Genomic DNA, 26,156 nt, shown 5'->3' with positions numbered 1-26,156 from the left:
ATGATGAACCCTACTCGGGCGGCGACGCGAGGATCGACCAGGCATGATGGATCGTGATGAGTGGCAACAATGATCGACCGATGGACGGCGACGGTGCCGCCGACGAGGTCGCCGGCAGCGGTTCTCGTGCGTCGGACGCCGTCGGCGACGAGTGGACCGAGCTGGGCGGGGATGCGGGAGTCGCCGCGCAGTCCGGCCCCGCGGAGTCCAGCCCCGCGGAGTCCGGCACCCAGGAGTTCGGCCCCGAGGAGTTCGGTACCGACGAACTCCAGGCCGTCGAGTACGGCGACGACGAGTACAGCGACGACGAGTACAGCGACGACGAGTACAGCGACGACGACTACAGCGACGGCGAGTACAGCGACGACGACTACAGCGACGGCGAGTACGGCGACGGCGATCAGGACGGCGACGATCAGGACGACGGCGATCAGGACGGCGATCAGGACGGCGACGCCCCCGCCCAGCGGCCGCGACGCGCACGCGCCTGGCCGATCCGCGCGGCGCTCGGCGCGGTCCTCATCGGCGCCCTCGTCGCGGGCGGAGTGATCTTCGTGCGCGGCGGATTCACCGACCTCGGCGACGTCGGGGCCTCGGTGATCGGCGAGAGCTCGGGGCAGGACAACGACTTCACCCGGTCCGAGGTCGGCGACTGCCTCACCTGGGACACTCCCGGCGAACCCTCCGAGGTCGCCTGTGCCGAACCGCACCGCTTCGAAGTCGCGGGCGTCCTCGACACCGCCGACTACCCGACCTCCGAGTTCTCCTCGACCGCGGCGTGGCCCGGTCCGGAGCGGTTCGCCGCGATTCGCGACGAGAACTGCGAGGTGATGGTGCGCCGCTACCTCGGCGGCGGCCTCGACCCGCAGGGCCGTTTCGCCCCCGGCCTGATGTTCCCGTCGAAGGTGGAGTGGGAACGCGGAGTCCGCAGCCTCCGCTGCGGCATCGAGCAACCCGGAACGAACGGCGCCAAGGATCTGTTCTCCGGCCGCGTCGCCACCATCGACCAGTCGTTCACCTGGCCCGACGGCACGTGCATCGGTATCGACCGCGAGACGCGGCAGCCGTCGAAGAACGTCGTGGACTGCTCGGAGTCCCACGCTTTCCAGGTCACCGGGAGCGTCGACCTCTCGCAGCGTTTCGGCGATCGGAACTCCGGCAAGCCGTGGCCGAGCACCGAGGATCAGAACGACTACCTCGTCAAGATCTGCCCCACCCAGACCGACAAGTTCTTCGGCGGGGCCGAGGCGTTCAGGAAGACCACGCTCAACGTCCAACCGTCCAAGATCTCCGAGGTCAGCTGGCTCACCGGAAGCCGCCGCGCCTTCTGCTACGTGGCACTGCCCGACCGCGGCGGCTTCGCCACACTGGTCGGCGACGCCCGCGAGGAGCTCCTGATCAACGGCAAGATCCCGGTGCCGCGCAAGCAGGGTCCGCCCGGACGCTCGGTGGGCACCCCCGTGCCGCTGCCGCCCGGCTACACCCCCGACGATGCGGAGCTGCCCGCCCCGTCGGGAGGCTGACGTGGCGATGTGGATGTCCGAGAGGAGCTTCGAGAACCTGGTCGGTGAAGCTCTCGACCTCCTCCCGGACGAGTTGATGAATGCGATGACCAACGTGGTCGTCCTCGTCCGCCCGTACAACAGCGACGATCCGGGCATCCTCGGGCTCTACACCGGGGTGGCGCTCACCGAGCGGACCATGGACTACACCGGCTTCCTGCCCGACACCATCGAGATCTACCGCGAACCGCTGCTGCAGATGTGCAGCAGCGACGACGAGCTGCGCCGCGAAGTCGCCATCACGGTGCTGCACGAGGTGGGCCACCACTTCGGCATCGACGACGCCTGGCTTCACGCCAACGGCTGGGGGTGAGCGCCCGGCGCGTCAGCCCATCGGGTCTGCGTCTCCCCGGTCTGCGTCTCCCAGGTCTGCGTCTCCCAGGTTTGGGGCGCCCTCACCGGCGACCAGATCGGGGGTCTCCGGCAGGGGCGCGTCACCCCACGCGTGACAGATCCACACGCCGTCGCGGAGCTCCAGCTCCACCGACCCCGTGTTCGGCAGGTAGTTCTTCATCGCGAACTCCGGGTCGAGTCGCGCCAGGTGCGCCGCGACGAGGCGGATCGCAGCACCGTGTGAGACCAGGTAGACGTCGCGCTGGTCCGGGCCCGTCAGGTACGTGCCGACCAGGTCGTCGATCACCGGCAGGTAGCGGTCGTGCAGCATCTCCAACGACTCGCCGCCGGGCAGCCGGGCGTCCAGATCGCCGCGGTGCCAGCGGACCACGGTGTCGTGGAACAGCTCGTGCGCCTCGCGGTCGCTGCGACCCTCGAGGTCGCCGACCTGGATCTCGTGGACGCCCTCGACGGCTTCGGTCGACGCATCCCACGCCGAGCCGATCAACTCGGCGGTCTGCCGTGCGCGCCGGGCGACGGAGTTCACCAGCACCGCCGGGCCCGTCACCGGATTCTCCAACCCGAATCGGACGCCCTGGCGGGCCCCGAAGTCGGTCAGCGAGGCGCCGGGCAGTGCCGTGTCGAGCTGTTTGAGGACGTTCGACGTCGTCTCACCGTGTCGAACGAGATGCAGGCGCGCCATATCACTCCTTCCCCCGTAGGAGATCGTCAAACCACACGCGGGACTCTGCGTGATCCGGCGGCGTGCAGGCCCCGGCCGTCCGCAGTCGGGGGTCGATGGGCCACGACCCCAGGAACACCACCCGCTCGGCCGTCCGGTGCAGCGCGCGCAGCGCCTCCCCGACGGCGTCGTCGCGGGCGTGCCCCCGTGCATCCAGGTAGAAGCGGTACTGGCCGGCCAGTCCCGTGCGGGGCCTGGACTCGATCCGGGTGAGATCGACACCGCGCGTGGCGAATTCGTTCATCGCCGCGACCAGGCTGCCGGGCGTGTTCGGCAGATCGAGGATCACCGAGGTGCGGTCCGACCCGGTCGGCTCGGGCGGGACGCCGGCGGGGCCGATGAGCAGGAAGCGGGTGACGGCGTCGTCGGCGTCGGCGACGCCGTCGGCGAGCGTGACCAGATCGTGCAGTCGGGCCGCGGCCGCCGTGGTGACGGCAGCGTCGGCGCGTCCGGCGGCGACGTCCTGGGCGGCGCCGGCGTTCGACGTCGCGATGACGACCTCGGCGCGCGGGTAGAGCGCCTCGAGGCTGCGGCGAACCTGCGCGGCCGCGACCGGGTAGGCGCTGATGGTCGCGATCTCGTCGGCGGCGCGGGGGCGTGCGGCGGCGACGGTGAAGGCGATGTCGAGGGCGACCTCGTCGTACGCCTGCACCCGGGGGCCGTCGTCGGTCGGGGCGAGGGCGTCCATCGTGGCGGGGACGGCACCCTCCAGGGAGCTCTCGATCGGGACGCAGCCGAAGTCGGCGCCGCCGGAACGGACGAGGTCGATGACGGCCGGCGGGTTGCTCACCGCGAGCGTGGTCGCCGTGGGCGCCGCCTCGCGTCGCGCGAGGAGCGTGTCGAGGGCCATCTCGGTGAACGTGCCGGCGGGACCGAAGTAAGCGTAGACGGGCACGATCTCAGCGTAGACGAGAAGCGGGTGCGGCGGATTGCGCCGCGGGCGTTGACGCGACACCGCCGGATCCGTAAGTTAGGTCACCATAAGTAAGGTCACACTTACCTGTTGGTGGCCGAGGTCAGGAGGTGGTGGAATGACGACGATGCTCGCGCCCCGCGTTGCGGAGCAGATCCAGACGGCGTGCCGCGCTGCGGAGTCGGGATCCCTGTCGGCCGGCATCGACGGTGGGACGTCGGGGGACGCGGGGGGATCGACGGGCTGCGACCGGGTCGCGGTGGTCCACCTCTTCGAGACCGACGCCTTTCTGCTGATCCCCGACGACGCCGACGCGCTGACGCAGCTGACCGTCACCGGGCGGACACCGACCGCGATGGTGGAGGTGATCGACCGTGCGCCGGTGCCGATGCGCGAACCCGTGCGGTCGCTGATCTGGCTGTCGGGAACGCTGAACGAGGTGCCCGACCGACTGCAGCGGGAGCTCGCGGTCGAGATCGCCGGCGACCACCCCGACGAGCATCTCCTCGACGTGGGGCACGGATTCAGCCTGGTGCGGCTCGCGCTCGGCTCCGCCGTCATCGCGACGGCGAGCGGGGCCTGCGGCGTGGACGTCGACGAGCTGGCGTCGGCGCAGCCAGACCGATTCTGGGAGTACGAGGCCGATTGGCTGCGGCACCTCGACGCCGACCATCCGGATCTCGTCGAGCAGCTCAGCCGACATCTGCCCGCATCGATCCGCGGCGGTCGGGTCCGGCCGCTGCGTCTCGACCGCTTCGGAATCACACTGCGGGCCGAGGTCGGCGACCGTGACGAGGACGTCCGCATCCCCTTCCCGCAACCGGCCACCTGCGTTCCCGAACTCTCCGCCGCCCTCGCATCTCTGACCTCGAATCTCTGACCTCGCATCCCTGACCTCGCATCCCTGACCCCGGACGCCTGAGGCGGGGCCGCATCGGCGGCTACCGTGGTGGCCGTGACTTCGCGAGCCGATCCGCCGGGCGCCGACATCGTGCGGATCGACGATCCGACCGAACGCCGCGCGTTGATCGTGGAACTGGTGATCGTCGGCGTGCTGACCTTCGGTTTCAAGGCGATCGGCGCTGCGTTGAGTCTGCTGCAGTGGGCGCTCACGGGCGGTCTCGGCGACGTCTCGGTGGCGCTGAACCCGTCGCGTTCGCCGGTCGCGGCCATCGACGCCGTTCGGCAGGCGATGGGGGCCGCCACGCTGGTCGCCTTCGGTCTGCTCGCGCTGTATCTGCTGTGGCGCACCGGCATCGGTCCGCGGGCGCTGGGGCTGGGGCGACCGCGTCGCGCGGACGCCGCGCCGTCGCTGGTGCTGGCCGCGGTCATCGGACTGCCGGGGCTGGGGCTGGTCGCGCTGGCGCGGGCTCTCGGGTGGAACGCCGAACTGATCGCCGCGCCCGACGACGGACTGTGGTGGCGCGGGCCGCTGCTGGTCCTCACCGCGTTCGCCAACGGGTTCGCCGAGGAGGTTGTGGTGGTGGGTTACCTCATCACCCGGCTGCGTCAGCTGGGTGTCGGGGGCGGCGGTGCGCTGGCGGCGTCGGCGGCCCTGCGGGGCGGCTATCACCTGTACCAGGGTGTCGGCGGCGGCCTCGGCAATCTGGCGATGGGTGTGGTGTTCGGCCGGTGGTATCAGGTGACGGGCCGACTGTGGCCGCTGGTGATCGCACACGGGGTGATCGACGCCGTCGCCTTCGTCGGATACGCGGCGCTGTCGGCGGCGGGGGCGACGCCCTTCGGCTGACCGATCAAGCCCGCTGGCAATGCGATAACTATTATTATCAGCACTGGTGGATGCGATGAGAAGAGAAGCGCGGCGCAGCGATCGGGGGAATTCCGCACCCGACGGCTGCGCCGCGCTAGAACGATCCGAGCAGCTCCCTCCCAAGAGCCCCGATTCCACCCGGACCGAGTCGACGCCGCGGATCACCAGGGGTCCGCGACATCAGTGAATTTATCACGTCGGCCCGCGATGCGGGGCGACTACTCCGGCGCGTTGTCCACGCGCAGCTCGTGTCCCTTCGACGTCAGACAGCGACCGCTGGCCAGATCCCACTGCCACCCGTGCAGATTGCAGGTGAGCTTGCCGTTCTCGATGACGCCGAACTTCGACAGGTCGGCCTTGAGGTGCGGGCAGCGGCGCTGGATCACCCACCCGTCGAGCTCGATGGACGCCGAGTCGTCGTGCGCCTCGGAGAACCAGCCGTCGGCATACGCGATCCGCTCGTCGGTGAGGCACTTGAAGAAGGTGTACAGGTACTCGTTGTAACCGCCGATGCGCCACGTGGTGAATCGAGTCGACAGGAAGATCGTGTTGACCCAGTCGGGCTCGTCGTCGCGCAGCACGGTCCGCACCAGCTCCGGCGCGATGCGGAACCCGTAGCGGTACTTGCCGTCGCCCTCCTCGCGCATGCGGACGATCCGCTTCGGGAAGTCCAGCACATAGGTGTCCTCACCGACCGCCAGGCCGACCGGGTACCCGATACCGTCGCAGATCAGGTCGGACTGGGCCATGATCGGCTCGAACGTCTCGCGCAGCGGCTCGAGCAGCGACGGGCCGTCGGCCGGCGCCCACGTCGCCTTCTGCGCGGCGATGACCGGAGCGAACTTCTCCTTCATCGACTCGAGATACGCCTTCTTGTTCTCACCGAAGACCTGCTCGGGCGGGTACGGATGCTCGACGCCGTCCAGGACGCTCCCGGAGAAGTCGGCGACCGATCCGGACACCATCATCAGGCCGCGATGACGCTCGCCGTCGTCGGTGCCGTGAGTGACCATCTGATCGAGGAACTCGGCCTGGTCGGGGAAGATGCTCGCCTGATCGGCGTCCGAGCCCGTGTTGAAGTCGTTGAGGCCGAACAGATCGTCGTCGAGGAACATCGGCGGACCCGCCGACGGCACCACCCAGGTGGCGCCGACCTGCTCGATGTACGACCGTGCGCGATCCATGCCGCGCTGCCGCTTCTGCTTGGCGAAGTTGGCCTTCGACTTGCGTGGGATGTCGTACACCATCGGGTACCAGATGGCGCCGGAGTACTGCAGCAGGTGGACGTCCACGTGACCGAACTGGTCGTGCACCACGTCGAGGTCGACCGGACGGGCGTCGTTCATGTTGAACACGACGGTCTCGCCGTCGTCGACGATCAGTCCCGAGTCGCCGATCGGTCCGTCGGCGGGCGCCCGCAGCGCGATGATCATGATGTCGAGATCGCCGCGAGGTCCGGAGACCGTGTGCTTGGTCGAGTCGGTGGTCTCGACGAAGGTGTGGAAGCCCAGGCGCTCCAGATCGTGCTTGAGGTCCGGGACGGGATAGTCCGGCAGCAGGACGGTCGCGTCCTTGTTGACGTTCTCCAGCAGATTCTGCTCGTCGTAGTGATCGCGGTGCAGATGCGAGACGTACAGGTAGTCGCAGTCGCCGAGAGCTTTCCAGTCGAGTTCGGAGTTGTCCGGAAACGGCACCCACGATGCGAAGTACGCGGGGTTGACCCAGGGGTCGCAGAGGATGGATCCGGCTGCGGTCTGGATGTGGAATCCGGCGTGACCGATGCTGGTGATCTGCACGAGGGCTGCCTTTCACGGGTGGTGTCGCGGTGACGAGTCGACGCGGAGCGGCGGGCGGTCGCCCCGGATCGTTCGCACCGGGTGCGGGCGAACAGCCTCCACATTATCGCCGGTGCCCCGGAATGGACCCCATGCGATGTCGCCGGGAGTGATTAAGCTCTCCAGGTATGGAACCCGTGTATGCCGGAGTCGTCTCCACCGCCCGTCTGCTCTGGCTCGCCCAGGGCCTCTCGTTCGACATCTCGGGCGTCGAGAACGTGCCCGTCGACGGGCCGGGGGTGGTGGCCTTCAACCACACCGGCTACCTCGACTTCACGTTCGCGGGGATCCCGGCATTCCTGCAGGGGCGTCGGTACGTCCGGTTCATGGCCAAGAAGGAGGTCTTCGACAACCGGTTCGGCGGCCCGATCATGCGGTCGCTGAAGCACATCCCCGTCGACCGCGACAGCGGTGCGCAGAGCTACCGCGACGCCGTCGACTACCTCAAGCGCGGTGAGCTGGTCGGCGTCTACCCCGAGGCGACCATCAGCCGCAGTTTCGAGCTCAAGAGCTTCAAGTCGGGTGCGGCGCGCATGGCACTGGAGTCCGGTGCGCCGATCATCCCGACGATCGTGTGGGGCGCCCAGCGCATCTGGACCAAGGGACACCCGCGGAACCTCGGGCGGTCGGGAGCCAAGATCTCGGTGGCCGTGGCCGAGCCGATTCCGCCGGAGGGCACGCCGGCCGAGCTGACCGCACGGCTGTGGGAGTCGATGCGCGCGACCCTCACCCGGGTGCAGGACGAGTACGGCGAGTACCCGGCGGGCGAGTTCTGGGTGCCGGCGGCACGCGGCGGCGGTGCGCCGACCCTCGAGGAGGCCGATGCGATGGACCTCGCGGACGCCGAGGCGAAAGCGGCGCGCAGGGCGCAGCGCGACGCCGGGGAGAACGCTGACTGACGATGCGGGGCGGTGAGGATGCGAAGACGCCGGACGGACGCAGCCGGTCGGGCGGCGAGCCCGTCTACCGGATCCTGGAGGCGCTCGCGGGTGCGATCATGACGGTCCAGGGGGTCCGCAGGCGTTACGACGGACTCGAGAACGTTCCGGCGAGCGGTGGCGCGGTGCTCGCGGTCAACCACACGAGCTACGTCGATTTCCTGCCGGCGGGCCTCGGCCTGTACCGGCGCGGTCGACGCGGCCGCTTCCTGATCAAATCCGAGGTGATGGACGTCGGGATCATGCGTTTCCTGGTGAAGCACGCGCGGGCCGTCCCGGTGGACCGCTCGGCGGGCCGTGAGGCCTACCGCGTGGCGGTGGCGGACCTGCGCGCAGGCGAGATCATCGTCGTCTATCCGGAGTCGACGTTGAGCAGAAGCTTCGAGCTGAAGGAGTTCAAGACGGGTGCGGTGCGGATGGCCTCAGAGGCGGGGGTCCCGGTGATCCCGACGATCGTGTGGGGTTCGCAGCGTCAGTGGACCAAGGGTGCCAAACGGCGGATGGGACGATCGCGCATCCCCGTCGACGTGGCCTTCGGTGAACCGCTGCACGTGACGCCGCGCGACGACCCGGAGGAGGCGACGCGGCGGCTCCGGGCGGCGATGGAGGCGCTGCTGCATCGCGTGCAGAGCGGATACCCGGATGCGCCGGCGGGCGCCGACTGGCTGCCGGCCCGGCTGGGCGGCGGGGCGCCGACGCCCGCCGAGGCCCTCGTCATCGAGGACGCCGAGGCCGCGGAGAAGGCTCGACGACGGGCGCAGCGGGCGGCACGGAAGCGAGCCGGATGACGGCCGCGACGGACCGGTCCGGTGGCGCCGAGGTTCCGACGCTGATCGCGTCGGACGTGGACGGCACCCTGATCGACGACGACAACCGGATCAGCGCCCGGACGATCGAGGCGCTGATCCGCGCACGGTCCCGGGGGGTGGAGTTGGTGTTGGCGACCGGGCGGCCGCCGCGGTGGATCCCGGAGATCACCGAACAGTTGGCGCAGACGCCGGCGGCGGTGCGCTATGCGGTCTGCGCCAACGGAGCGCTGGTGTACGACGTGTCGGCCGACCGCATCCTGCACGCGGCGACGTTGACGCCCGAGACGCTGGCGCAGATCGCGGCGATCTGCGCGGAGGCGCTGCCGGGCTGCGGGTTGGCGTCGGAGCGCGCGGGCGCGACCGCCTTCGACGCGGCGTCGGCTCCGTTCGTCGCGACGCCGGGGTATCGCCACGCCTGGCTCAACCCCGATCACGTCGAGGTGAGTCTGGCCGAGGTGGCCGCCGAACCGGCGGTGAAGTTGTTGGCGCGCATGCCCGGGATGAGTTCGCGGGCGATGGCCGACGCCGTTGCGCCGCTGGTCGGCGACCGCGCGGAGATCACGTTCTCCATCGACACGGGGCTGCTGGAGTTCTCGGTGCCCGGGACGCACAAGGCGACCGGGCTCCGGTGGTTGACGGCGAACACCGACGTCGACGGCCGTCGCGTCGTCGCGTTCGGGGACATGCCCAACGATGCGGAGATGCTGGCGTGGGCGTCGCGCGGGGTGGCGATGGGGCACGGTGATCCCGCAGCTCACGCGGCCGCCGATGAGCTCACCGGCTCGAATCTGGACGACGGCGTCGCCGCGGTACTCGAACGCTGGTTCTAAAAGCGTGACGTGGTTGTGACCACGGGGACTTGTTGCCGGCGCAGTTGAGTCACTACTGTCACAGGAGTCCCATTAGTCACACGGACCACATGCATGCTGTGGTTCTGCCCGAAGGGGTTCGCAGTGCCCAATGTTCGCCCGAGCCGTGCCAGGAAGCGGAGTCTGACCTTCGCAGCGCTGGGTCTGACGCCGGCGCTGCTGATCGGCGGTGTCGTCACCGCCACGACCGGTGTGTTCTCGTCCGACGGCGTCACGCTGGCGGCGGACTCACCGATCACCCTCGACGGCCACGGCCACGGCCACGGCCGCGGCCTCGGACAGTGGGGTGCGTACGGCTACGCGAAGCAGGGCTGGTCCGCCGACCGGATCCTGCGGCACTACTACGGCAACACCACCGCGGGGAAGGTGAGCACCCCCGACGTCACCGTCTCGCTCAGCGAGAAGAAGTCGGTCAGTGTTCATGCGGCTGCCGGAATGCGAGTCGGCACGGAGAAGGTCGCTCCCGGACAGGCGGTCAGCCTGTCCGGGAACACGGCCACCATCACCAACGGATGCGGCGGCGCCGTGGTCAAGACCGTGCAGGCGTCGCTCGTCGAACCGATCGCGCCCGGCACCAACCGACCGGACGGCGAACTGCTCACGTTCTGCAACGGCGGCGAGAAGTACCGCGGGGCGATCGGCATCGGACCCGGCGGCGTCATCAACAAGCTGCACGTCGACGACTACGTCAAGGGCGTCATCCCCAAGGAGTCCATGCCGTCGTGGGCCGACAGCGGCGGGTTCGAGGCACTCAAGGCACAGGCCGTCGCGGCCCGGTCGTACGTCGTCGCCGGCCTCGCGTCGGGCCGCAAGATGGACAACACCCAGCAGTCGCAGATGTACCACGGCGCCTCGGGTGAGGACCCGCGCACCAGCCGCGCCGCCGACGCGACCGCCGGCGCGATCCGACTGCTCAACGGCAAGCCCGCGCTCACCGAGTTCTCCGCGTCCACCGGCGGCTACACCGCGGGCGGACTGTTCCCCGCCGTCAAGGACGCCGGCGACGCCATCTCACCGACCCACAACTGGTCGGCCACCGTCAGTGCCGGCAGCATCGCCTCGGCCTTCGGCGTCGGCGCCCTCAAGAGCTTCGAGGTCATCGAGGCCAACGGTCTCGGCGAAGGCGGCGGCCGGGTCGTCAAGGTCCGTGTCAGCGGCACCGGCGGCACCGTCGAGGCGACCGGTGATCAGGCGCGCACCAAACTGCAGCTGAAGTCCGACTGGTTCTCGGTGAAGGGCCAGAAGACGATGCCGAAGATCGTCAAACCGCAGGTGGGCCCCGAAGCCCCGGGCGGCCCCGGCGACCTCCTCGACCTGAGCCCGCTCAACGCGATCCTCAACAAGATCGTCCCGGGCGCGGGCGTGGTCGGTCTGCCCGATGTGATCGGCCAGGTGACCCCCGTCATCGAGCAGATCATCGCCGAGGGCACCAAGGCGCTGACCGCCAAGCGCGTCTCGCGGGAGCGCAGTGACAACAGCAACGGCTCCACCGGCACCGTCAGCAGGGATCGCAGCGCCAACTCGCAGGGATCGACGGGCACCGTCGCGAAACCCGAGATGATCACCGACGGCAAGGGGATGCCCGGACTGGTCCAGGTGATCGAGAACGGGATGCTCTACTACAGCCCGCTCACCGGCGCGCACGCCCTGTTCGGCGAGGCACTCACCGACTTCCTCGCGGGCGGCGGAGTGGCCGAGCTCGGGTTCCCGACGCGCGACGCCGGTCGGTAGCGAGCGCCGCGCGGCGGGCGCACTGCGGAAATACTCAGGTTCTGTCCGATAGGCTGGGCAGCCGTGACGAACAACAGCACCTTCGACCTGATCGTGGTCGGTTCGGGCTTCTACGGCCTGACCGTCGCGGAGCGAGCGGCAACTGAGCTCGGCAAGCGAGTGCTCGTCGTCGAGCGCCGGAACCACATCGGCGGCAACGCGTACTCGGAGGCCGAGCCCGAGACGGGCATCGAGGTCCACAAGTACGGCGCCCACCTGTTCCACACCTCCAACGAGCGGGTGTGGGAGTACGTCAACCGGTTCACGTCGTTCACCGGGTACCAGCACCGGGTGTTCGCCATGCATGACGGTCAGGCCTACCAGTTCCCGATGGGCCTGGGGCTGGTGTCCCAGTTCTTCGGCCGCTACTTCACCCCCGACGAGGCGCGCGCGCTGATCGCCGAGCAGGCGTCCGAGGTCGAGACCAGCGAGGCCGCGAACTTCGAGGAGAAGGCGATCAGCCTCGTCGGACGCCCGCTGTACGAGGCGTTCATCAAGCACTACACCGCCAAGCAGTGGGAGACCGATCCCAAGAACCTCCCGGCGGGCAACATCACGCGGCTCCCGGTGCGGTACACGTTCGACAACCGCTACTTCAACGACACCCACGAGGGACTGCCGACGGACGGCTACACGGCCTGGCTGGAGAACATGGCGGCCGACGATCGGATCGAGGTCCGGCTCGACACCGACTGGTTCGACGTCCGCGACGAGATCCGCGCCGCCAATCCCGACGCACCGGTGGTCTACACCGGACCGCTCGACCGCTACTTCGGCTACTCGGCGGGGCGTCTCGGTTGGCGGACGCTCGACTTCGAGCTCGAGGTGCTGCCGACCGGCGACTTCCAGGGGACGTCGGTGATGAACTACAACGACGCCGACGTGCCGTACACCCGCATCCACGAGTTCCGGCACTTCCACCCCGAACGCAGACAGTATCCGGCCGACAAGACCGTGATCATGCGCGAGTACGGACGATTCGCCAAGGACGACGACGAACCGTACTACCCGATCAACACGCCCGAGGATCGCACGATGCTCGCCGCGTACCGCGATCTGGCGAAGGCGGAGACCGCGGACGCCAAGGTGCTCTTCGGCGGCCGCCTGGGCACCTACCAGTACCTGGACATGCACATGGCCATCGCCAGCGCGCTGACGATGTTCGACAACACGCTGGCGCCGCACCTGCGAGACGGTGCGCCGCTGGCCGGGGAGGGCGCCTGATGACGGCGGTGTCACACGCAGCGACGGACGTCGACGAGAGCCGGGCGGTGAGCCTGCTGCAGCGGGTGATCTTCCCGCGCGCCGGCGAGCCGCTCGACGTGCGCTCCCTCTACCTCGTCGAGTCGGCGAGCAACGCGCTGCGCGCGCATTCGGCGGACCGCACGAGCGTCGACCTCGCGGGCAACTCCGAGGTGAGCTTCGCCACCTACTTCAACGCCTTCCCCGCCGCCTACTGGCGACGGTGGTCGGTCCTGAACTCCGTGGTGCTGCGTGTGGAACTCCGCGGCAGCGCCCGGGTGGACCTGTACCGCTCGAAGATCGACGGCTCGCGGATCGCGATCGGCGGCGACCTGGTGACGCCCGACGCCGACGGCGTCGGCGTGTTCGAGTTCGTCACCGACCTGGGGCCGTTCGAGGACGGCGGCTGGATCTGGTTCGACGTCACGTCCGACACCGACACCCGGATCGTCTCGGCCGGCTGGTACGCCACCGAGCGGCCCGACGCATCGCGTGAGGGACGGGTGACGGTCGGCATCCCCACGTTCAACCGGCCCGACGACGCCGTCGCGGCGTTGGCCGCACTGACCTCCGATCCGCTGGTCGACGGTGTGATCGACGCCGTTCTGATGCCCGATCAGGGGACGCGGAAGGTGGTCGACCAGGACGGGTACACGGCGGCCGCGGACCGGCTCGGTGACCGCCTGCACATCTTCGACCAGGGCAATCTCGGCGGGTCGGGCGGATACGCGCGCATCATGTACGAGGCGCTGCGCCTCACCGACAGCCCGTATGTGCTCTACATGGACGACGACATCATGATCGAGCCCGACTCGATTCTGCGTGCTCTGGCGCTGTCACGGTTCGCGAAGTCGCCGATGCTCGTCGGCGGTCAGATGCTGAACCTGCAGGACCGCAGTCACCTGCACTGCATGGGCGAGGTGATCGACCGGCACAGGTTCATGTGGACCGCGGCACCGTTCGTCGAATACGACCACGACTTCTCGAAGCATCCCCTGAGCGACCGGGACAACTCCAAGAACCTCCACCGGCGCATCGACGTCGAAGGCAACGGCTGGTGGATGTGCATGATCCCGCGCGAGGTCGCCGAGACCATCGGTCTGCCGATGCCCCTGTTCATCAAGTGGGACGACTGGGAGTTCGCGCTGCGCGCCGACCGCGCCGGATACCCGACCGCGACCGTTCCGGGCATCGCGATCTGGCACATGGCGTGGAGCGACAAGGACGACGCCATCGACTGGCAGGCGTACTTCCACCTGCGCAACCGTCTCGTGGTCGCGTCCATCTACACCGACGGGTCCATCGACGGCATCCTCACGTCGATGGCCAAGGCCACGGCCAAGCACCTGCTGTGCCTGGAGTACTCGACGGTGGCGATTCAGAACGAGGCCATCCGCGACTTCCTCGCCGGACCCGAGCACATCCGCTCCATCCTGCCGACGGCCCTCGGCAAGGTCGCACAGCTGCGCAGGGAGTATCCGGATGCGGTGGTCCTGCCGTCGGCGACCGAGCTCCCCGGCACGACCGGTGAGGCGACGGCGCTCGGCGTCAACGAGCCGCGGGGCCCCCTCGCGAAGGTCAAGGCGCTGGCCGCCGCGGTCGTCAACAACGCCCGCCCCGCCGATCCGCGTCACCACAGCGTTCCGCAGGCCAATTACCCGCCGATCGAGGCGCGCTGGTTCTCGCTGGGACGGGTCGACGGCGTCACCGTGACCACAGCCGACGGCCGCGGCGTGGTGTACCGGAAGCGCGACCGCGACGTCATGACCGGGCTGGCGCGGGAGTCGGCGGCACTGCTCAAGGAATTGCGCGCTCGGTTCGCCGACAAGCGTGTCGAGTACCGGGATGCGCACGGTGAACTGGTGAGCACAGAGAGCTGGGCTGATGTCTTCGGAATCGACTGAACCGGTGGCCGCCGTCGGCGAGGACGCGATCCTCGTCGCGGTCCAGGACGCGTTGGCCGACCGGCCGGGCGTCCTGTCGACCGCGCGCGGTCTGTCGCACGTCGGGGAGCACTCCCTGGGCTGGCTCGTCCTGGCGGGTGCGGGGGCGCTCGCCGCGCACCGCCGAGGCGATCGGGTCGCCCGAACCCGGTATGTGGAGGCGGGTGCGGGGGCGTTCGTCGCCCACGCGGCGTCGGTGGTGATCAAACGGATCGTCCGCCGCCGGCGACCGAGCCATCCGGACATCCGGGTGTCGGTCGGGACCCCGAGCAGGCTCAGTTTCCCGTCGAGCCACGCGACGTCGACGACGGCCGCGGCGCTCCTGCTGGGCCGGGCCGCGGGGACGCCGTCGGCCCGGATCGGGCTGCCCGTCGCGCTCGTGCCGCCGATGCTGCTTTCGCGTCTGGTCCTCGGCGTCCATTACCCTTCCGATGTAGCCGCGGGCGCCCTGGTCGGAGCACTGACCGCCGGTGCCGTCGTCGCCGTCGACGCGCGAGCCGCCCGCAACTGATGACTTTTTCAAGTGAGTGAGGAACGCACCGATGAGCGAGGAGCCGATCGAGCACGACGTCGCCGGTCCGCCTAAGAGTCTGGCTGCGGGCCTGATCAAGGCGCTCCGTCCGCGGCAGTGGGTCAAGAACGTCCTGGTGCTGGCCGCACCGCTGGCCGCGGGCACCGACGTGCTCCGCGACGGCGACAAGATGGCCGGTGTCGGCATCGCGTTCATCGCGTTCTGCCTCGTCGCGTCGTCGATCTACCTGATCAACGACGCGCTCGACGTGGAGGCCGACCGCGCGCATCCGACGAAGCGCTTCCGGCCGATCGCCGCGGGGGTGGTGCCGCGGAATCTGGCGTTCGTGCTGGCGGCGGTGCTGGCCGTGGCGTCCCTGGGGATCGCGTATCTCGCGAACTGGCAGACCACCGTTGCGATCGGCGTGTACCTGGCGGTGCAGCTCGGTTACTGCTTCGGACTCAAGCACCAGGCGGTCGTCGACATCTGCATCGTGTCGTCCGGCTTCCTGCTGCGCGCGATCGCCGGCGGCGTGGCCGCCGAGATCACGCTCTCGAAGTGGTTCCTGCTGGTGATGGCGTTCGGTTCGCTGTTCATGGCGGCGGGCAAGCGGTACGCCGAACTGCAGCTCGCCGAACGGACCGGAGCGAAGATCCGCAAGTCGCTGCAGTACTACACCACCACGTACCTGCGGTTCGTGTGGACGCTGTCGGCGACGGCGGTCGTCCTCTGCTACGGACTGTGGGCGTTCGACGAGATCCACTCGCAGAACGTCTACTACGCGATCTCGATGGTGCCGTTCACGGTCGCGATCCTGCGATACGCGGTCGACGTCGACGGCGGCCAGGCGGGTGAGCCGGAGGACATCGCGCTCGGCGACCGGGTGCTGCAGTTCCTGGCATTGGCATGGGTGGTGCTCGTGGGTGTCGCGGTCTATGTCCCGCTCTCCTGACACCGAGACGGGTCGCGATCCCGCGGGCCCGGGTACGCCGACCGCGCCGGACCGCCGTCGGTTGATCGCTCCGGTCGCCAGCGGGGCGATCGGAGCGTTGGCCGTCACCGTGCTGTTCGCCATCGGGGCGTGGCAGCGGCGGTGGATCGCCGACGACGGCCTCATCGTGCTGCGGACGATCCGCAACCTGCTCGCCGGGAACGGGCCGGTGTTCAACGCGGGTGAACGGGTGGAGGCGAACACGTCCACCGCCTGGACCTACCTGCTGTGGTTCTGGAGCTGGGTGACCGGCGCCGACCAGACCGAGTACGTCGCGCTGTGGGTGGCGTTGATCCTGTCGGTGGCCTCGATCCCGTTGGCGATGTACGGCACGGCGCGCCTGTACGGCAGGCAGATCGTGGGCCCCGGCATCACGCTGCTGTTGCCGCTGGGCGCGATCGTCTACATCGCGATCCCGCCGGCCCGCGACTTCGCGACGTCGGGGCTCGAGAACGGGCTCGTCCTGTTCTGGATCGCCGGACTGTGGTGCATGTTCCTCGCCTGGGGACGCCGGCGGCCCCACAAGGATCCAACCCAGAAGGATCCAACCCAGAAGGATCCGGCCCACAAGGATCCAGCCCAGGACGATGCCGACGGCCGGGGCGGTGCCGGGGTCGGTTCCGGTCGCCGCGAGACGCTCGCGTTCTATGCGTTGGTCTTCGTCGCCGGTCTGGCGCCGTTGATCCGGCCGGAGATCACGATCCTCGGCGGCCTGGTGCTGCTGGTGCTGTTCTGCTCGCCCATCGGGTGGCGCCGTCGGGTCGCGATGGTGGCCGTGGCCGGCGCCCTGCCGGTCGGCTACCAGATCTTCCGAATGGGTTATTACGCGGTGCTGGTGCCCAATCCGGCCATCGCGAAGGACGCCAGCGGCTCCAAGTGGAGTCAGGGGGCCGCATATCTCGACAATCTCTACACGCCGTACACGCTGTTGCTGCCGACGATCGTCGTGATCGTCGCGGGGATCCTGCTCGCGGCGGTGACCGTCGTCGGTCGGCGGCGGGCCGCGGGGGAGCGCGCGGGCGCCGATCGGAAGGGGTCGGCCGGAGACGAGTGGCCCGAGATCCTCGATCCGGAGCCGGCCGCGGCCGGCGGTGCGGTGGCGGCGGTGACGTCGGGGTGGCGGCGTTTCTCGGCGCGCCTGCAGTCGACCGACACCGTGGTGGTGACCGTCGTGGTGGCCGGGCTCGTCCTGGGCCTCTACTGGCTGCGTCAGGGCGGCGACTTCATGCACGGCCGCGTCCTGCTGGCGCCGATCTTCATCCTCCTCCTGCCGGTGATGGCGATCCCGGTGCGGATCCCGTCGACGTTGCGCGACGCGCGCCGCCGCCGACAGCTCGCCGCGAGCATCGCCCTGGTGGGCGGCTGGGTGACCGTCGTGTGGTGGGGTGTGGCCGCGCACGACACCGTGCTGCCGAACGCCGGAATGGACATCGGCCGTGACGGGATCGTCGACGAGCGGCGGTTCTACGTGACCAACATGGGCAACGAGAACCCGGTGACCGCCGAGGACTACCGCGACTACCCGCGGATGCGGGCCATGGTGGAGGCGATCGCCGACCGCCAGGGCCAGGGCGGGATCCTGCTGCCGTCGGCCAACTACGACGAGTGGTACGTCTCGCCGTTGCCGAAGAAGATGCCGCCGGGCGCCCCGCGTGAGACCACCGTGTACTTCCTCAACCTGGGGATGACGAGTATGAACGCGCCGCTCGACGTGCGCGTGGTGGATCAGATGGGGTTGGCGTATCCGCTCGCGGCGCATACGGCGCGGCTCACCGACGGGCGGATCGGCCATGACAAGAACCTGCCGAGTTTCTGGGTGGTCGCCGAGAGCGGCGGTTCCAACGCCGTCCCGGGGTTCATCGACCGTGACGAGCTGACGATGGCACGGGTGGCGCTGACGTGCCCGGCCACGCAGGACCGGTTCGCGTCGTACAAGGGCACGTGGACGTTCGCGCGGTTCCGCCACAATCTGCGGCAGTCGTTCGGCTTCAACAGCTACCGCATCTCGCGGGTGCCGGAGTACGAGATCGCTCGCTGCGGTCTGCCGATGCCGGCGGGTCTCGGCGAGAAGTGATCGCTTCCTGAGCGCGTGACGGGTGGAACTGAGACCGGGCTGAGTGTCGCGTATCTCTCGTTCCCTTGTGGTGCGTTATATCGAAACGGTAACGTCCCTGATCGGTCGAACGATAGACAGGGCGTGCTCTGGAGTGGGAATCCGCGGAGACCTACCTCGGCAGCCCCGGAATGGCCGACACCGACACGTGTGACCATGGTCACATGTTTTGGAGGGGTCCGGCGAGTCGAATAGGCTCGCCGTATCCGGTTGCCGAAGTGGCGCGTGTGGCGTTGCTGAGAGCGGACGTGAAGAACGCAGAGGCGAGCGCACTACCCGGTGCGCACAGCCTGAACCTGACGAGGGAGTAAGCAGTCAATGCGCGTAGCTAAGAGCAAGCCGCATGCCGGTCACCGCCGGTTCACGGCGGTCCTCATCGCGGTGCTCACCGCGATGGGACTGGTTGGTACCGCTGTCGGCGCCGGAACGGCCGAGGCCGCCGCGTACAAGGATTACTGGATCGACGCCTGCGGCATGCCCACCAACGGGGCCTTCGGCAACAAGTCCATGGCGCCCGGCAAGGTGAAGGTGCAGACCTGGAAGCGCGCGGGCAACCGCCGCACCGTGATCCTGCTCGACGGCATGCGTGCACGCTATGACCGCAGCGGCTGGGACATCGAGACCAACGCTCGCCGCCTGGCCGATCAGGGCGTCAACGTCGTCATGCCGGTCGGCGGCCCCGCCAGCTGGTACACCGACTGGGACGCCCCCTCGAACTTCAACGGTCAGAAGAAGCGCTACAAGTGGGGCTGCGTCATCGACAAGCGCGTCGTCCCGATGCTGAAGCGCAACGGCTTCAAGTCGAAGGGCGGCAAGTACGCCATCATGGGTCTGTCGATGGGCGGCGGCGCCGCTCTGACCCACGCCGCTCAGCGTCGCGACCTGTACTACGCGGCGGGCTCGCTCTCGGGCTACCTGTTCCTGTCGGCTCCGGGCATGCGCACCGCGCTGCGGCTCTCGATGCTCGACGTCTCGCCGCAGCCGTGGAACATCGACGCCATGTGGGGTCCCCCGTGGAGCCCGCGTTGGACCCAGAACGATCCGTTCATGCTGATCAACCGGATGCGCGGACTCAAGGTGTACGTCGGTGCGGGCAACGGCCTGTTCGGTCGGTACAACTACCCGCAGAACGTGGTGGACGATCTGTTCAAGGGCACCCCGCTGGAGCTCCTGGCCTTCACGCAGGCCAAGGCCTTCGAGGCCGCCGCCTTCGTCCAGGGTCAGCCGCTCATGACCCACTACGCCAACGGCACCCACGCGTGGGGCTACTGGCAGGACATGCTGTGGAACGCCAAGCGTCGCGGATTCTTCAACTGATCCGTCCGACGGGCTGACGAGCTTCTCGAGTTCGAGAAACTTTAGTCACACAATTCACACGCGTCACAGCGTGGCGCGCACAAAACAGGGCGCTTCCCGTGTACAAAACACGGGAAGCGCCCTGTTTTCGCGTTGGACGGGGCCGGGCGAGGTTCGCGACGCGACCGTAGTGACTTGTGGAGGAGCACGCAGTGAAGATCTGGACCAAGACGGTGCGGGCAGGGGCCAGGACCACCTGCCGCGGCGCGGCGAGCATCGCCGTCGCCGCATCGCTGGTCGCCGCGGGAGCGGGACCCGCGCTGGCTGACCCGCCGAAGCCGCCGGCCACCGCGGGACCGAACAAGCCGGCGCCCCCCACGTCGAAGACCAAGCCGACACCCAAGAAGCCGTCGCCGACCACCAAGAAGGTGCCGACCAAGACGGCGCCGGGCGTCGTCACCAAGACCCAGTGGTTCACCGACCGCCGGGTGGCCGTGTGGGTGCATTCGCCGGCGATGAAGACCGACATCCAGGTGCAGATGCTGCTGGCGCGCGACTGGTACGCCAAACCCGACGCCAAGTTCCCGCAACTCACCATGCTCGACGGACTGCGCGCCCAGGACGATCAGAACGGCTGGCTGATCAACACCGACATCGAGAAGTTCTATCAGGACAAGAACGTCAACGTGATCCTGCCGGTCGGCGGCGAGTCGAGCTTCTACACCGACTGGCGCAAACCCGATCGCGGGAAGAACTACCAGTGGGAGACGTTCCTCATCCACGAGCTGCCGACCGTCCTGGAGAAGCAGTGGCGATCGACCGACGTCCGCGGCGTGGAAGGGCTCTCGATGGGCGGCTCGGCCGCCATGATGCTGGCCGCCCGCAACCCGGGCTTCTACAAGTTCGCCGCATCCTTCTCCGGCATCCTGCAGCTGTCCACCTACGGCATGCCGCAGGCGATCCAGTTCGCCCTCCGGGACGGCGGCGGATACGACTCGGCCAACATGTTCGGCCCGCCGACCGATCCGGCGTGGAAGGAGCACGATCCGTACGTCCTGGCCAAGAAACTGCGCGGCACGAGCCTCTACATCTCGTCGGGCAACGGCGTCGTCGGCCCCCACGACAAGCCGTCCGACATCCCGATGCTGGCGACCAACTACTCCGGTGTGGGCCTGGAGGTCCTCTCCCGCGTCACCAGCCAGCAGTTCGCCGCCAAACTGAACAAGCTGGGGATCAACGGCCAGGCCGTGTACCGGCCGTCGGGCACCCACACGTGGCCGTACTGGGAGTTCGAGATGCACCAGGCGTGGCCGCAGGCCGCGGGCGCACTCGGACTGGCGGGCGACAAGGTGGCCTGCAAGGTCGGGCCGGCCTTCGCCAAGGCGCCCCAGCTCAAGTCGCTCGGCGGCTGCCTCACCGGTGAGTACGCGGTCCCGGGCGGTCGTGCCCAGGACTTCCGGAACGGACGCATCATCACCGGCCCCAAGGGGCCGAAGGTGGTCGGCGGGGCCATCGGCGGGGCCTACGTGCCCGCCGCCGATCGCCTCGGCCTGCCCACGAGTGACGAGAAGACCGGCCGCGACGGCGTCAAGTACAACACCTTCGAGCGGGGCAAGATCGTCTTCACCCCGCGCGACGGAGCGCGCGTCGAGTAGTCGACGAATCCGTGCCCGAGGACCGCGTCGAACGCTGCGCCGGGTCACCGGACGGTGACCCGGCGCACCTCCGGGCGTCTGCAACGATCCGTTGTCTGAACATCGTCTGAGGAATTGCCATGTCTTCACTGGAGTCGACCTCTCGAGTGCGGGAAACTGCCGGTCGCGCCGGTACGCTCGACGACATGACTGCCAAACACCTCCGGGTCTCCCGCCTCCGGGTCGCGGCCGTGGCGGGCGCCTTCGCCGTGGCCGCCGGTGTGCTCACCGCGTGCAACGATTCGTCGACGGCCAGCGCGCCGATCGGCGGTGAGTCGATGACCACCACCACGGTGCCGGCCGGAGACACCAGCTCCTCGGAGGAGGCCGAGGCGTCGGCCGACGCCTCGGCCGGCGCGTCCCGCGCGTCGAAGTCGCGTCCGGCCACCGCACCCGACTCGTCGACGTCGGTGGTCAAGAAGTTCCCCGGCGGCGCGCCGCCGCCCGAGGGCGTCAAACTCTCGGCCAAGGAGAAGAAGTACCTCGCGGCGTTGAAGCGCCAGAAGGTCGAGTTCATGGGCGACAGCGACAACAACGTCGCCCTCACCATGGGCCGGTACGTCTGTCAGTCGGAGGCCAACAAGGTCGACCCGATGCTGATGAAGGCATACGTCCGCGCATCCATCGGACCGGTCGCCAAGAGTGAGGCCGACGCCAACAGCAAGTCCGACAAGATCATCTCGGCCGCCGAGAAGCACCTGTGCTGAAACGCCGCCGACTCAGGTGGCTGCTGCTCGCTGTCCTCGCGCTCTTCCTCGTCGCCTACCTGATCTACCAGTGGCTCTCGCCCCCGCCGCCCGTCAAGGGGCCGCCCGGGGGGCCGTCGACGAGTGCGCCGCCGCGCCCGAACGCCCAACCGGCAGACTGCCCCGACGTCCTCGCCCTGGTCATCCCGGGGACCTGGGAGTCGAAGGCGGGCGACGATCCGCACCATCCGACCGCCAACCCGAAGTCCCTGCTCCTGCGGGTGTCGTCGCAGCTCCAGAATCGGTTCGACGACTCGCGGGTCGACGTCTACACCGTCCCGTACAAGGCGGCATTCCGTAATCCGACCGACCTGCGCGACCGCCAGGCCGATTACAACGATTCGCGCGCGCAGGGGTTCAAACGCGCCGCAGACAAGGTGACCAAGACTCACGACCACTGCCCCCTGACCCGCTACGTGTTCATGGGCTTCTCGCAGGGTGCGGTCATCGCGGGTGACCTCGCGAGCGACATCGGCAACGGCCGCGGCCCCCTCGACGCCCGCGACCAGGACCTCGTGATCGGCGTCGGACTCATCGCCGACGGCCGCCGCCAGGTCGGCGACGGCGCGCACTATGTGGCGCCGAGCCCGCCCGGAGTCGGCGCCGAGGTCGCCCTCGGCGGCTTCGGAAGCCTCGTCCCGGGCATCACGATGACCGGTGCGCGTGACGGCGGCTTCGGAACGCTCGCCGACCGCACGTACTCGATCTGCGCGCCCGGCGACCTGATCTGCGACTCGCCGACCATCGCCGATCCGCTCAAGGCGATCGGCTCGCTGGCCAACGCCGCCAACAACCCCGTCCACGCCATGTACGCGACCAAGCGGTACTGGAAGTCGAAGAACTCGCAGACCGCCACCGCATGGCTGCTGGGGTGGTCGACCCGGCTGATCAAGAAGGTGGAACCGGTCCCGCACACCTGACGCGCCCGCGCCCGAACGGTCGGGCTTGGGGAACACCCCCGGCTGCGATAGCCTTCTCGGGTTGAGGCCTTGACCGCGAGGCCGTGAACCGAGTAGGAGAAACGCTTCGTGACGACTGGCCAAGATTCGTCGACACCGGGGGGACTTCGGAAGTTCCGCTTCGGTGCAGGCGGCGAAGGCAATAAGGACGAGGGCGGCGCGCGCAAGTTCGTCAAGCTCGCCCAAGCCGCCGAAGAGTACGGGTACGACACCTTCGCGATCCCGGATCACCTCGGAAACCAGGTGGGCCCGCTGGCCGCACTCGGTGCGCTGTCGCAGGCCACCAGCACGATCCGGCTCGCGACCTCGGTGCTGGCGAACGGATTCCGCCACCCGGCGATCCTCGCCAAGGAGGCCACCACCATCGACGTCCTGTCGAAGGGGCGCCTCGAACTCGGCATCGGCTCGGGGTGGATGAAGGACGAGTTCGACAAGGCGGGCATCGAGTTCGGCACGCCCGGGGAGCGCATCCGTCGGCTCGACGAGTCGTTGACGATCCTCGACCTGCTGATGCGCGGAGAGACGGTCGACTTCGACGGCGAGTTCTACCGGATCACGGGACTCGAGGGGTCGCCGCGACCGCGGCAGGGGCCCCGCCCGCCGATCGCCGTGGGCGGCGGCGGCCCGAAGATGCTCGCGTTGGCCGCGAAGCACGCCGACATCATCTCGGTGGCCACCGGGTCGACGCGCGACGGCCGGCTGCGGCTGTCGGACATGACGATCGAGAAGACCGCGGAGCGTGTCGACCGGATTCGCCAGGCGGCAGGCGAGCGTTTCGACCAGATCGAGCTGAACTGGACGATCGCGACGATCGTCATCACCGATGATCGCGTCGCGACGGCCGAGATGGCGCTCAAGGCGCTCGAGAGCGGTTACCCGCCCAACATCGCACGCGATGTGGAGTTGACGGTGGACGACATTCTGGCGTCTCCGTACCTGGCGTTCGGCACCTTCGAGGAGATCGCCGAACAGATCCGCGAGGTCCGTCGACGGACCACCATGAGTTACGTCGGGGTGTTCCCGACCCAGATGGACGCGTTCGCGCCCGTCATCCCGCTGTTGCGGGGAGAGTAAACTGATCGAGGCTTTCGTACGTTCCAGGGGGTAGGCACGCGTGTGTCGGGGTAAGGCGCGTACCGCGAAGTGACGCAGAACCGCGCAATGACGTGCGGAAACAGGAGTTAATGGATGCTGAACACGGAGTTAGAGCAGTTCCTCGACGAGAACGGGAACCTCCACTTCACCGAGGACGCGACCCTGGTCGACTACGTCGAGCGGAATGTGCGCGAGCAGGCGGACGAACTGGCCTACCGGTACCTCGACTTCAGCCGAGAGCGTGACGGTGAGGCGATCGACCTCACCTGGGCGCAGTTCGGCAAGCGGCTGCGCGCCGTCGCCGCGCGCCTCCAGCAGGTGACGCAGCCCGGTGACCGGGTGGCGATCCTGGCTCCGCAGTCGTTGGAGTACGTGATCGGCTTCTTCGCCTCGCTGTATGCGAGCAACATCGCGGTGCCGCTGTTCAGTCCGGACGAGCCGGGGCACACCGACCGGCTCGTCGCGGTCCTCGCGGACTGCCGGCCGTCGGCCATCCTCACCTCCACGAAGTCGGCCGAGGCGGTGCGCGACTTCTTCGCCGACCGCCCCGCCAAGGAACGGCCCCGCGTGATCGCGGTCGACGCGGTCCCCGACTCGGTGGGCAGCTCGTGGGTGCCGCCCGTCGCCAGCCGCAACAACCTCGAATCGGTGGCCTACCTCCAGTACACGTCGGGCTCCACCCGTGTGCCCGCGGGCGTCGAGATCACCTATCAGGCGGTGGCCGCCAACGTGCTGCAGATCTACGACTGCATCGAGATCGACCGCAACGCGCGCGGTGTCACCTGGCTGCCGATGTTCCACGACATGGGTCTGCTCACCGTGATCCTGCCGGCGCTGGGCGGCCGGTACGTCACGATCATGAGCCCGATGGCGTTCGTCCGCCGCCCGGGTCGCTGGATCCGGGAGCTCGCGGCCGACGCCGACCACTCGCCGACCTTCGCCGCCGCCCCGAACTTCGCCTATGAGCATGCGGCGCTCCGCGGGCTGCCCAAGGACGGGGAGCACCTCGACCTGTCGAACGTCATCGGACTCATCAACGGCTCCGAGCCGGTCACCGTGAGTTCGATGCGCAAGTTCAACGAGGCGTTCGCGCCCTACGGGCTCTCGGAGAAGGCCATCAAGCCGTGCTACGGCATGGCCGAGGCCACGCTGTTCGTCTCGGCGACCCAGCGCGACAACTCCGCCAAGATCAGCCACGTCGACCGTGACGAGCTGAACGCGGGCCGTTTCGTCGAGGTCCCCGAGGACGCCGAGGGTGCCGTCGCGCAGGTCTCGTGCGGGCAGGTCGCGCTCAGCGAGTGGGCGGTGATCGTCGACCAGGAGACCGGCGCCGAACTCCCCGACGGCCGCGTCGGCGAGATCTGGCTGCACGGCCTCAACATCGGCGACGGCTACTGGAACAAGGCGGAGGAGACGGCCGAGACCTTCCACAACCGGCTCACCTCGCGTCTGCCGGAGGGCAGCCACGCCGAGGGGGCGCCCGAGGACGGCCTGTGGATGCGTACCGGCGACTACGGCGTCTACTTCGACGGCGAGCTCTACATCACCGGCCGCGTCAAGGATCTGGTGATCGTCGACGGCCGCAACCACTATCCGCAGGATCTGGAGGCCAGCGCCCAGGAGGCGAGCGTCGCGATCCGTCCCGGTTTCGTCGCGGCCTTCGCCGTCCCGGCCAACCAGCTTCCCGACGAGGTCTTCGACGGCGGTTTCAGCGGTCTGACCCGCGACCCCGAGGACGCATCCGAGCAGCTGGTGATCGTCGCCGAGCGACCCGGCCGCAAGGCCGACCCGCACGAGGTGGCCGACGCCGTGCGCGCGACCATCGCCGGACGGCACGGCGTCATGGCGCGCGATGTGCTCCTGGTTCCGAACGGATCGATTCCACGCACGTCGAGCGGCAAGATCGCGCGGCGCGCGACCAAGGCCGCCTACATCGACGGCACACTCCGCGGGGGATACAAGCAGTCGGCGTTCCCGGACGCGGACGCATGACACGGCATCGAGCCCGGCACGCCCTTCGGGGG

General features: G+C 68.9%; 22 protein-coding genes. 19 read left to right on the top strand and 3 right to left on the bottom strand.

The features are described from left to right. The first annotated feature begins 56 nt into the window (after window positions 1–56). Both G528_RS0107955 and G528_RS0107950 read left to right on the top strand, forming a co-directional pair. The gene (locus tag G528_RS0107955) at window positions 57–1,523 is read left to right on the top strand and encodes a septum formation family protein (protein ID WP_026918512.1); all 1,467 of its coding nucleotides are present in this window, start codon (window positions 57–59) and stop codon (window positions 1,521–1,523) included. 1 nt (window position 1,524) lies between these two features. Then, window positions 1,525–1,875, top strand: a complete 351-nt coding sequence (locus G528_RS0107950) for a metallopeptidase family protein (RefSeq protein ID WP_026918511.1) — start codon at window positions 1,525–1,527, stop codon at window positions 1,873–1,875. Between the two features lie 12 nt (window positions 1,876–1,887). On the opposite strand, the gene G528_RS16825 is transcribed toward G528_RS0107950, so the two are convergent. Next, the gene (locus G528_RS16825) at window positions 1,888–2,598 is read right to left on the bottom strand and encodes a histidine phosphatase family protein (protein ID WP_051198495.1); all 711 of its coding nucleotides are present in this window, start codon (window positions 2,596–2,598) and stop codon (window positions 1,888–1,890) included. Window position 2,599: 1 nt separating this feature from the next. Next, complete coding sequence (pheA, locus tag G528_RS0107940; RefSeq protein ID WP_026918510.1) at window positions 2,600–3,535, bottom strand: prephenate dehydratase; 936 nt, start codon at window positions 3,533–3,535, stop codon at window positions 2,600–2,602. Between the two features lie 133 nt (window positions 3,536–3,668). Between pheA and G528_RS0107935 the strand changes: the two genes are divergently transcribed. After that, a complete protein-coding gene (locus G528_RS0107935) occupies window positions 3,669–4,430 on the top strand; it encodes a DUF2470 domain-containing protein (RefSeq protein ID WP_026918509.1) in 762 nt (253 codons plus the stop codon). A 75-nt stretch (window positions 4,431–4,505) separates the two neighbouring features. Continuing rightward, entirely contained in the window at window positions 4,506–5,300 is a 795-nt protein-coding gene (locus G528_RS0107930) for a CPBP family intramembrane glutamic endopeptidase (protein WP_026918508.1), read from the top strand. 239 nt (window positions 5,301–5,539) lie between these two features. Here the strand turns inward: G528_RS0107930 and G528_RS0107925 are convergent, their stop codons facing one another. Beyond that, the gene (locus G528_RS0107925) at window positions 5,540–7,117 is read right to left on the bottom strand and encodes a Rieske 2Fe-2S domain-containing protein (RefSeq protein WP_026918507.1); all 1,578 of its coding nucleotides are present in this window, start codon (window positions 7,115–7,117) and stop codon (window positions 5,540–5,542) included. 167 nt (window positions 7,118–7,284) lie between these two features. Here G528_RS0107925 and G528_RS0107920 point away from each other — a divergent pair, with 167 nt between their 5' ends. From G528_RS0107920 to fadD32, 15 genes are all read left to right on the top strand, one after another. Next, on the top strand, window positions 7,285–8,055 hold the full coding sequence (locus G528_RS0107920; RefSeq protein WP_026918506.1) for a lysophospholipid acyltransferase family protein: 771 nt from the start codon (window positions 7,285–7,287) through the stop codon (window positions 8,053–8,055). Between the two features lie 2 nt (window positions 8,056–8,057). Beyond that, on the top strand, window positions 8,058–8,882 hold the full coding sequence (locus G528_RS0107915) for a lysophospholipid acyltransferase family protein (RefSeq protein WP_051198490.1): 825 nt from the start codon (window positions 8,058–8,060) through the stop codon (window positions 8,880–8,882). Beyond that, the gene (locus G528_RS0107910; RefSeq protein ID WP_051198488.1) at window positions 8,879–9,733 is read left to right on the top strand and encodes a Cof-type HAD-IIB family hydrolase; all 855 of its coding nucleotides are present in this window, start codon (window positions 8,879–8,881) and stop codon (window positions 9,731–9,733) included. The genes G528_RS0107915 and G528_RS0107910 overlap by 4 nt, the downstream gene beginning before the upstream one ends. A 123-nt stretch (window positions 9,734–9,856) precedes the next feature. After that, on the top strand, window positions 9,857–11,503 hold the full coding sequence (locus G528_RS0107905; RefSeq protein ID WP_026918503.1) for a SpoIID/LytB domain-containing protein: 1,647 nt from the start codon (window positions 9,857–9,859) through the stop codon (window positions 11,501–11,503). A 63-nt stretch (window positions 11,504–11,566) separates the two neighbouring features. Continuing rightward, window positions 11,567–12,766 (top strand): UDP-galactopyranose mutase, encoded by a 1,200-nt coding sequence (glf, locus tag G528_RS0107900; RefSeq protein ID WP_026918502.1) that lies wholly within the window; start codon window positions 11,567–11,569, stop codon window positions 12,764–12,766. Beyond that, window positions 12,766–14,688, top strand: coding sequence for a glycosyltransferase (locus tag G528_RS0107895; protein ID WP_035719370.1), 1,923 nt, complete (start codon window positions 12,766–12,768; stop codon window positions 14,686–14,688). The genes glf and G528_RS0107895 overlap by 1 nt, the downstream gene beginning before the upstream one ends. After that, window positions 14,669–15,238: a phosphatase PAP2 family protein gene (locus tag G528_RS0107890; protein WP_026918500.1), complete on the top strand. Its 570-nt coding sequence runs from the start codon at window positions 14,669–14,671 to the stop codon at window positions 15,236–15,238. The genes G528_RS0107895 and G528_RS0107890 overlap by 20 nt, the downstream gene beginning before the upstream one ends. A gap of 31 nt (window positions 15,239–15,269) precedes the next feature. After that, on the top strand, window positions 15,270–16,190 hold the full coding sequence (locus G528_RS0107885; RefSeq protein WP_026918499.1) for a decaprenyl-phosphate phosphoribosyltransferase: 921 nt from the start codon (window positions 15,270–15,272) through the stop codon (window positions 16,188–16,190). Continuing rightward, window positions 16,174–18,303 carry an arabinofuranosyltransferase AftB family protein gene (locus tag G528_RS16820; RefSeq protein ID WP_035719369.1) on the top strand — a complete coding sequence of 710 codons (2,130 nt, stop codon included), beginning with the start codon at window positions 16,174–16,176 and terminating at the stop codon, window positions 18,301–18,303. The genes G528_RS0107885 and G528_RS16820 overlap by 17 nt, the downstream gene beginning before the upstream one ends. Before the next feature lie 357 nt (window positions 18,304–18,660). Continuing rightward, window positions 18,661–19,659 carry an alpha/beta hydrolase gene (locus G528_RS0107875; protein WP_026918498.1) on the top strand — a complete coding sequence of 333 codons (999 nt, stop codon included), beginning with the start codon at window positions 18,661–18,663 and terminating at the stop codon, window positions 19,657–19,659. Window positions 19,660–19,850: 191 nt separating this feature from the next. Then, window positions 19,851–21,293: an alpha/beta hydrolase-fold protein gene (locus G528_RS0107870; RefSeq protein ID WP_026918497.1), complete on the top strand. Its 1,443-nt coding sequence runs from the start codon at window positions 19,851–19,853 to the stop codon at window positions 21,291–21,293. Window positions 21,294–21,478: 185 nt separating this feature from the next. Next, window positions 21,479–22,039, top strand: coding sequence for a hypothetical protein (locus G528_RS0107865; protein ID WP_026918496.1), 561 nt, complete (start codon window positions 21,479–21,481; stop codon window positions 22,037–22,039). After that, a complete protein-coding gene (locus G528_RS16815) occupies window positions 22,033–22,998 on the top strand; it encodes a cutinase family protein (protein WP_035719368.1) in 966 nt (321 codons plus the stop codon). The genes G528_RS0107865 and G528_RS16815 overlap by 7 nt, the downstream gene beginning before the upstream one ends. 108 nt (window positions 22,999–23,106) lie before the next feature. After that, on the top strand, window positions 23,107–24,111 hold the full coding sequence (locus G528_RS0107855; protein WP_026918495.1) for an LLM class F420-dependent oxidoreductase: 1,005 nt from the start codon (window positions 23,107–23,109) through the stop codon (window positions 24,109–24,111). Between the two features lie 114 nt (window positions 24,112–24,225). Next, the gene (fadD32, locus tag G528_RS0107850) at window positions 24,226–26,124 is read left to right on the top strand and encodes a long-chain-fatty-acid--AMP ligase FadD32 (RefSeq protein ID WP_026918494.1); all 1,899 of its coding nucleotides are present in this window, start codon (window positions 24,226–24,228) and stop codon (window positions 26,122–26,124) included. The last annotated feature ends 32 nt before the right edge of the window (window positions 26,125–26,156 follow it).

Source organism: Gordonia shandongensis DSM 45094, assembly GCF_000423025.1.
Classification (GTDB): Bacteria; Actinomycetota; Actinomycetes; order Mycobacteriales; family Mycobacteriaceae; genus Gordonia; species Gordonia shandongensis.
Note: the sequence above shows the minus strand (reverse complement) of the source record. Positions and strands in the feature narration are given on the sequence as shown.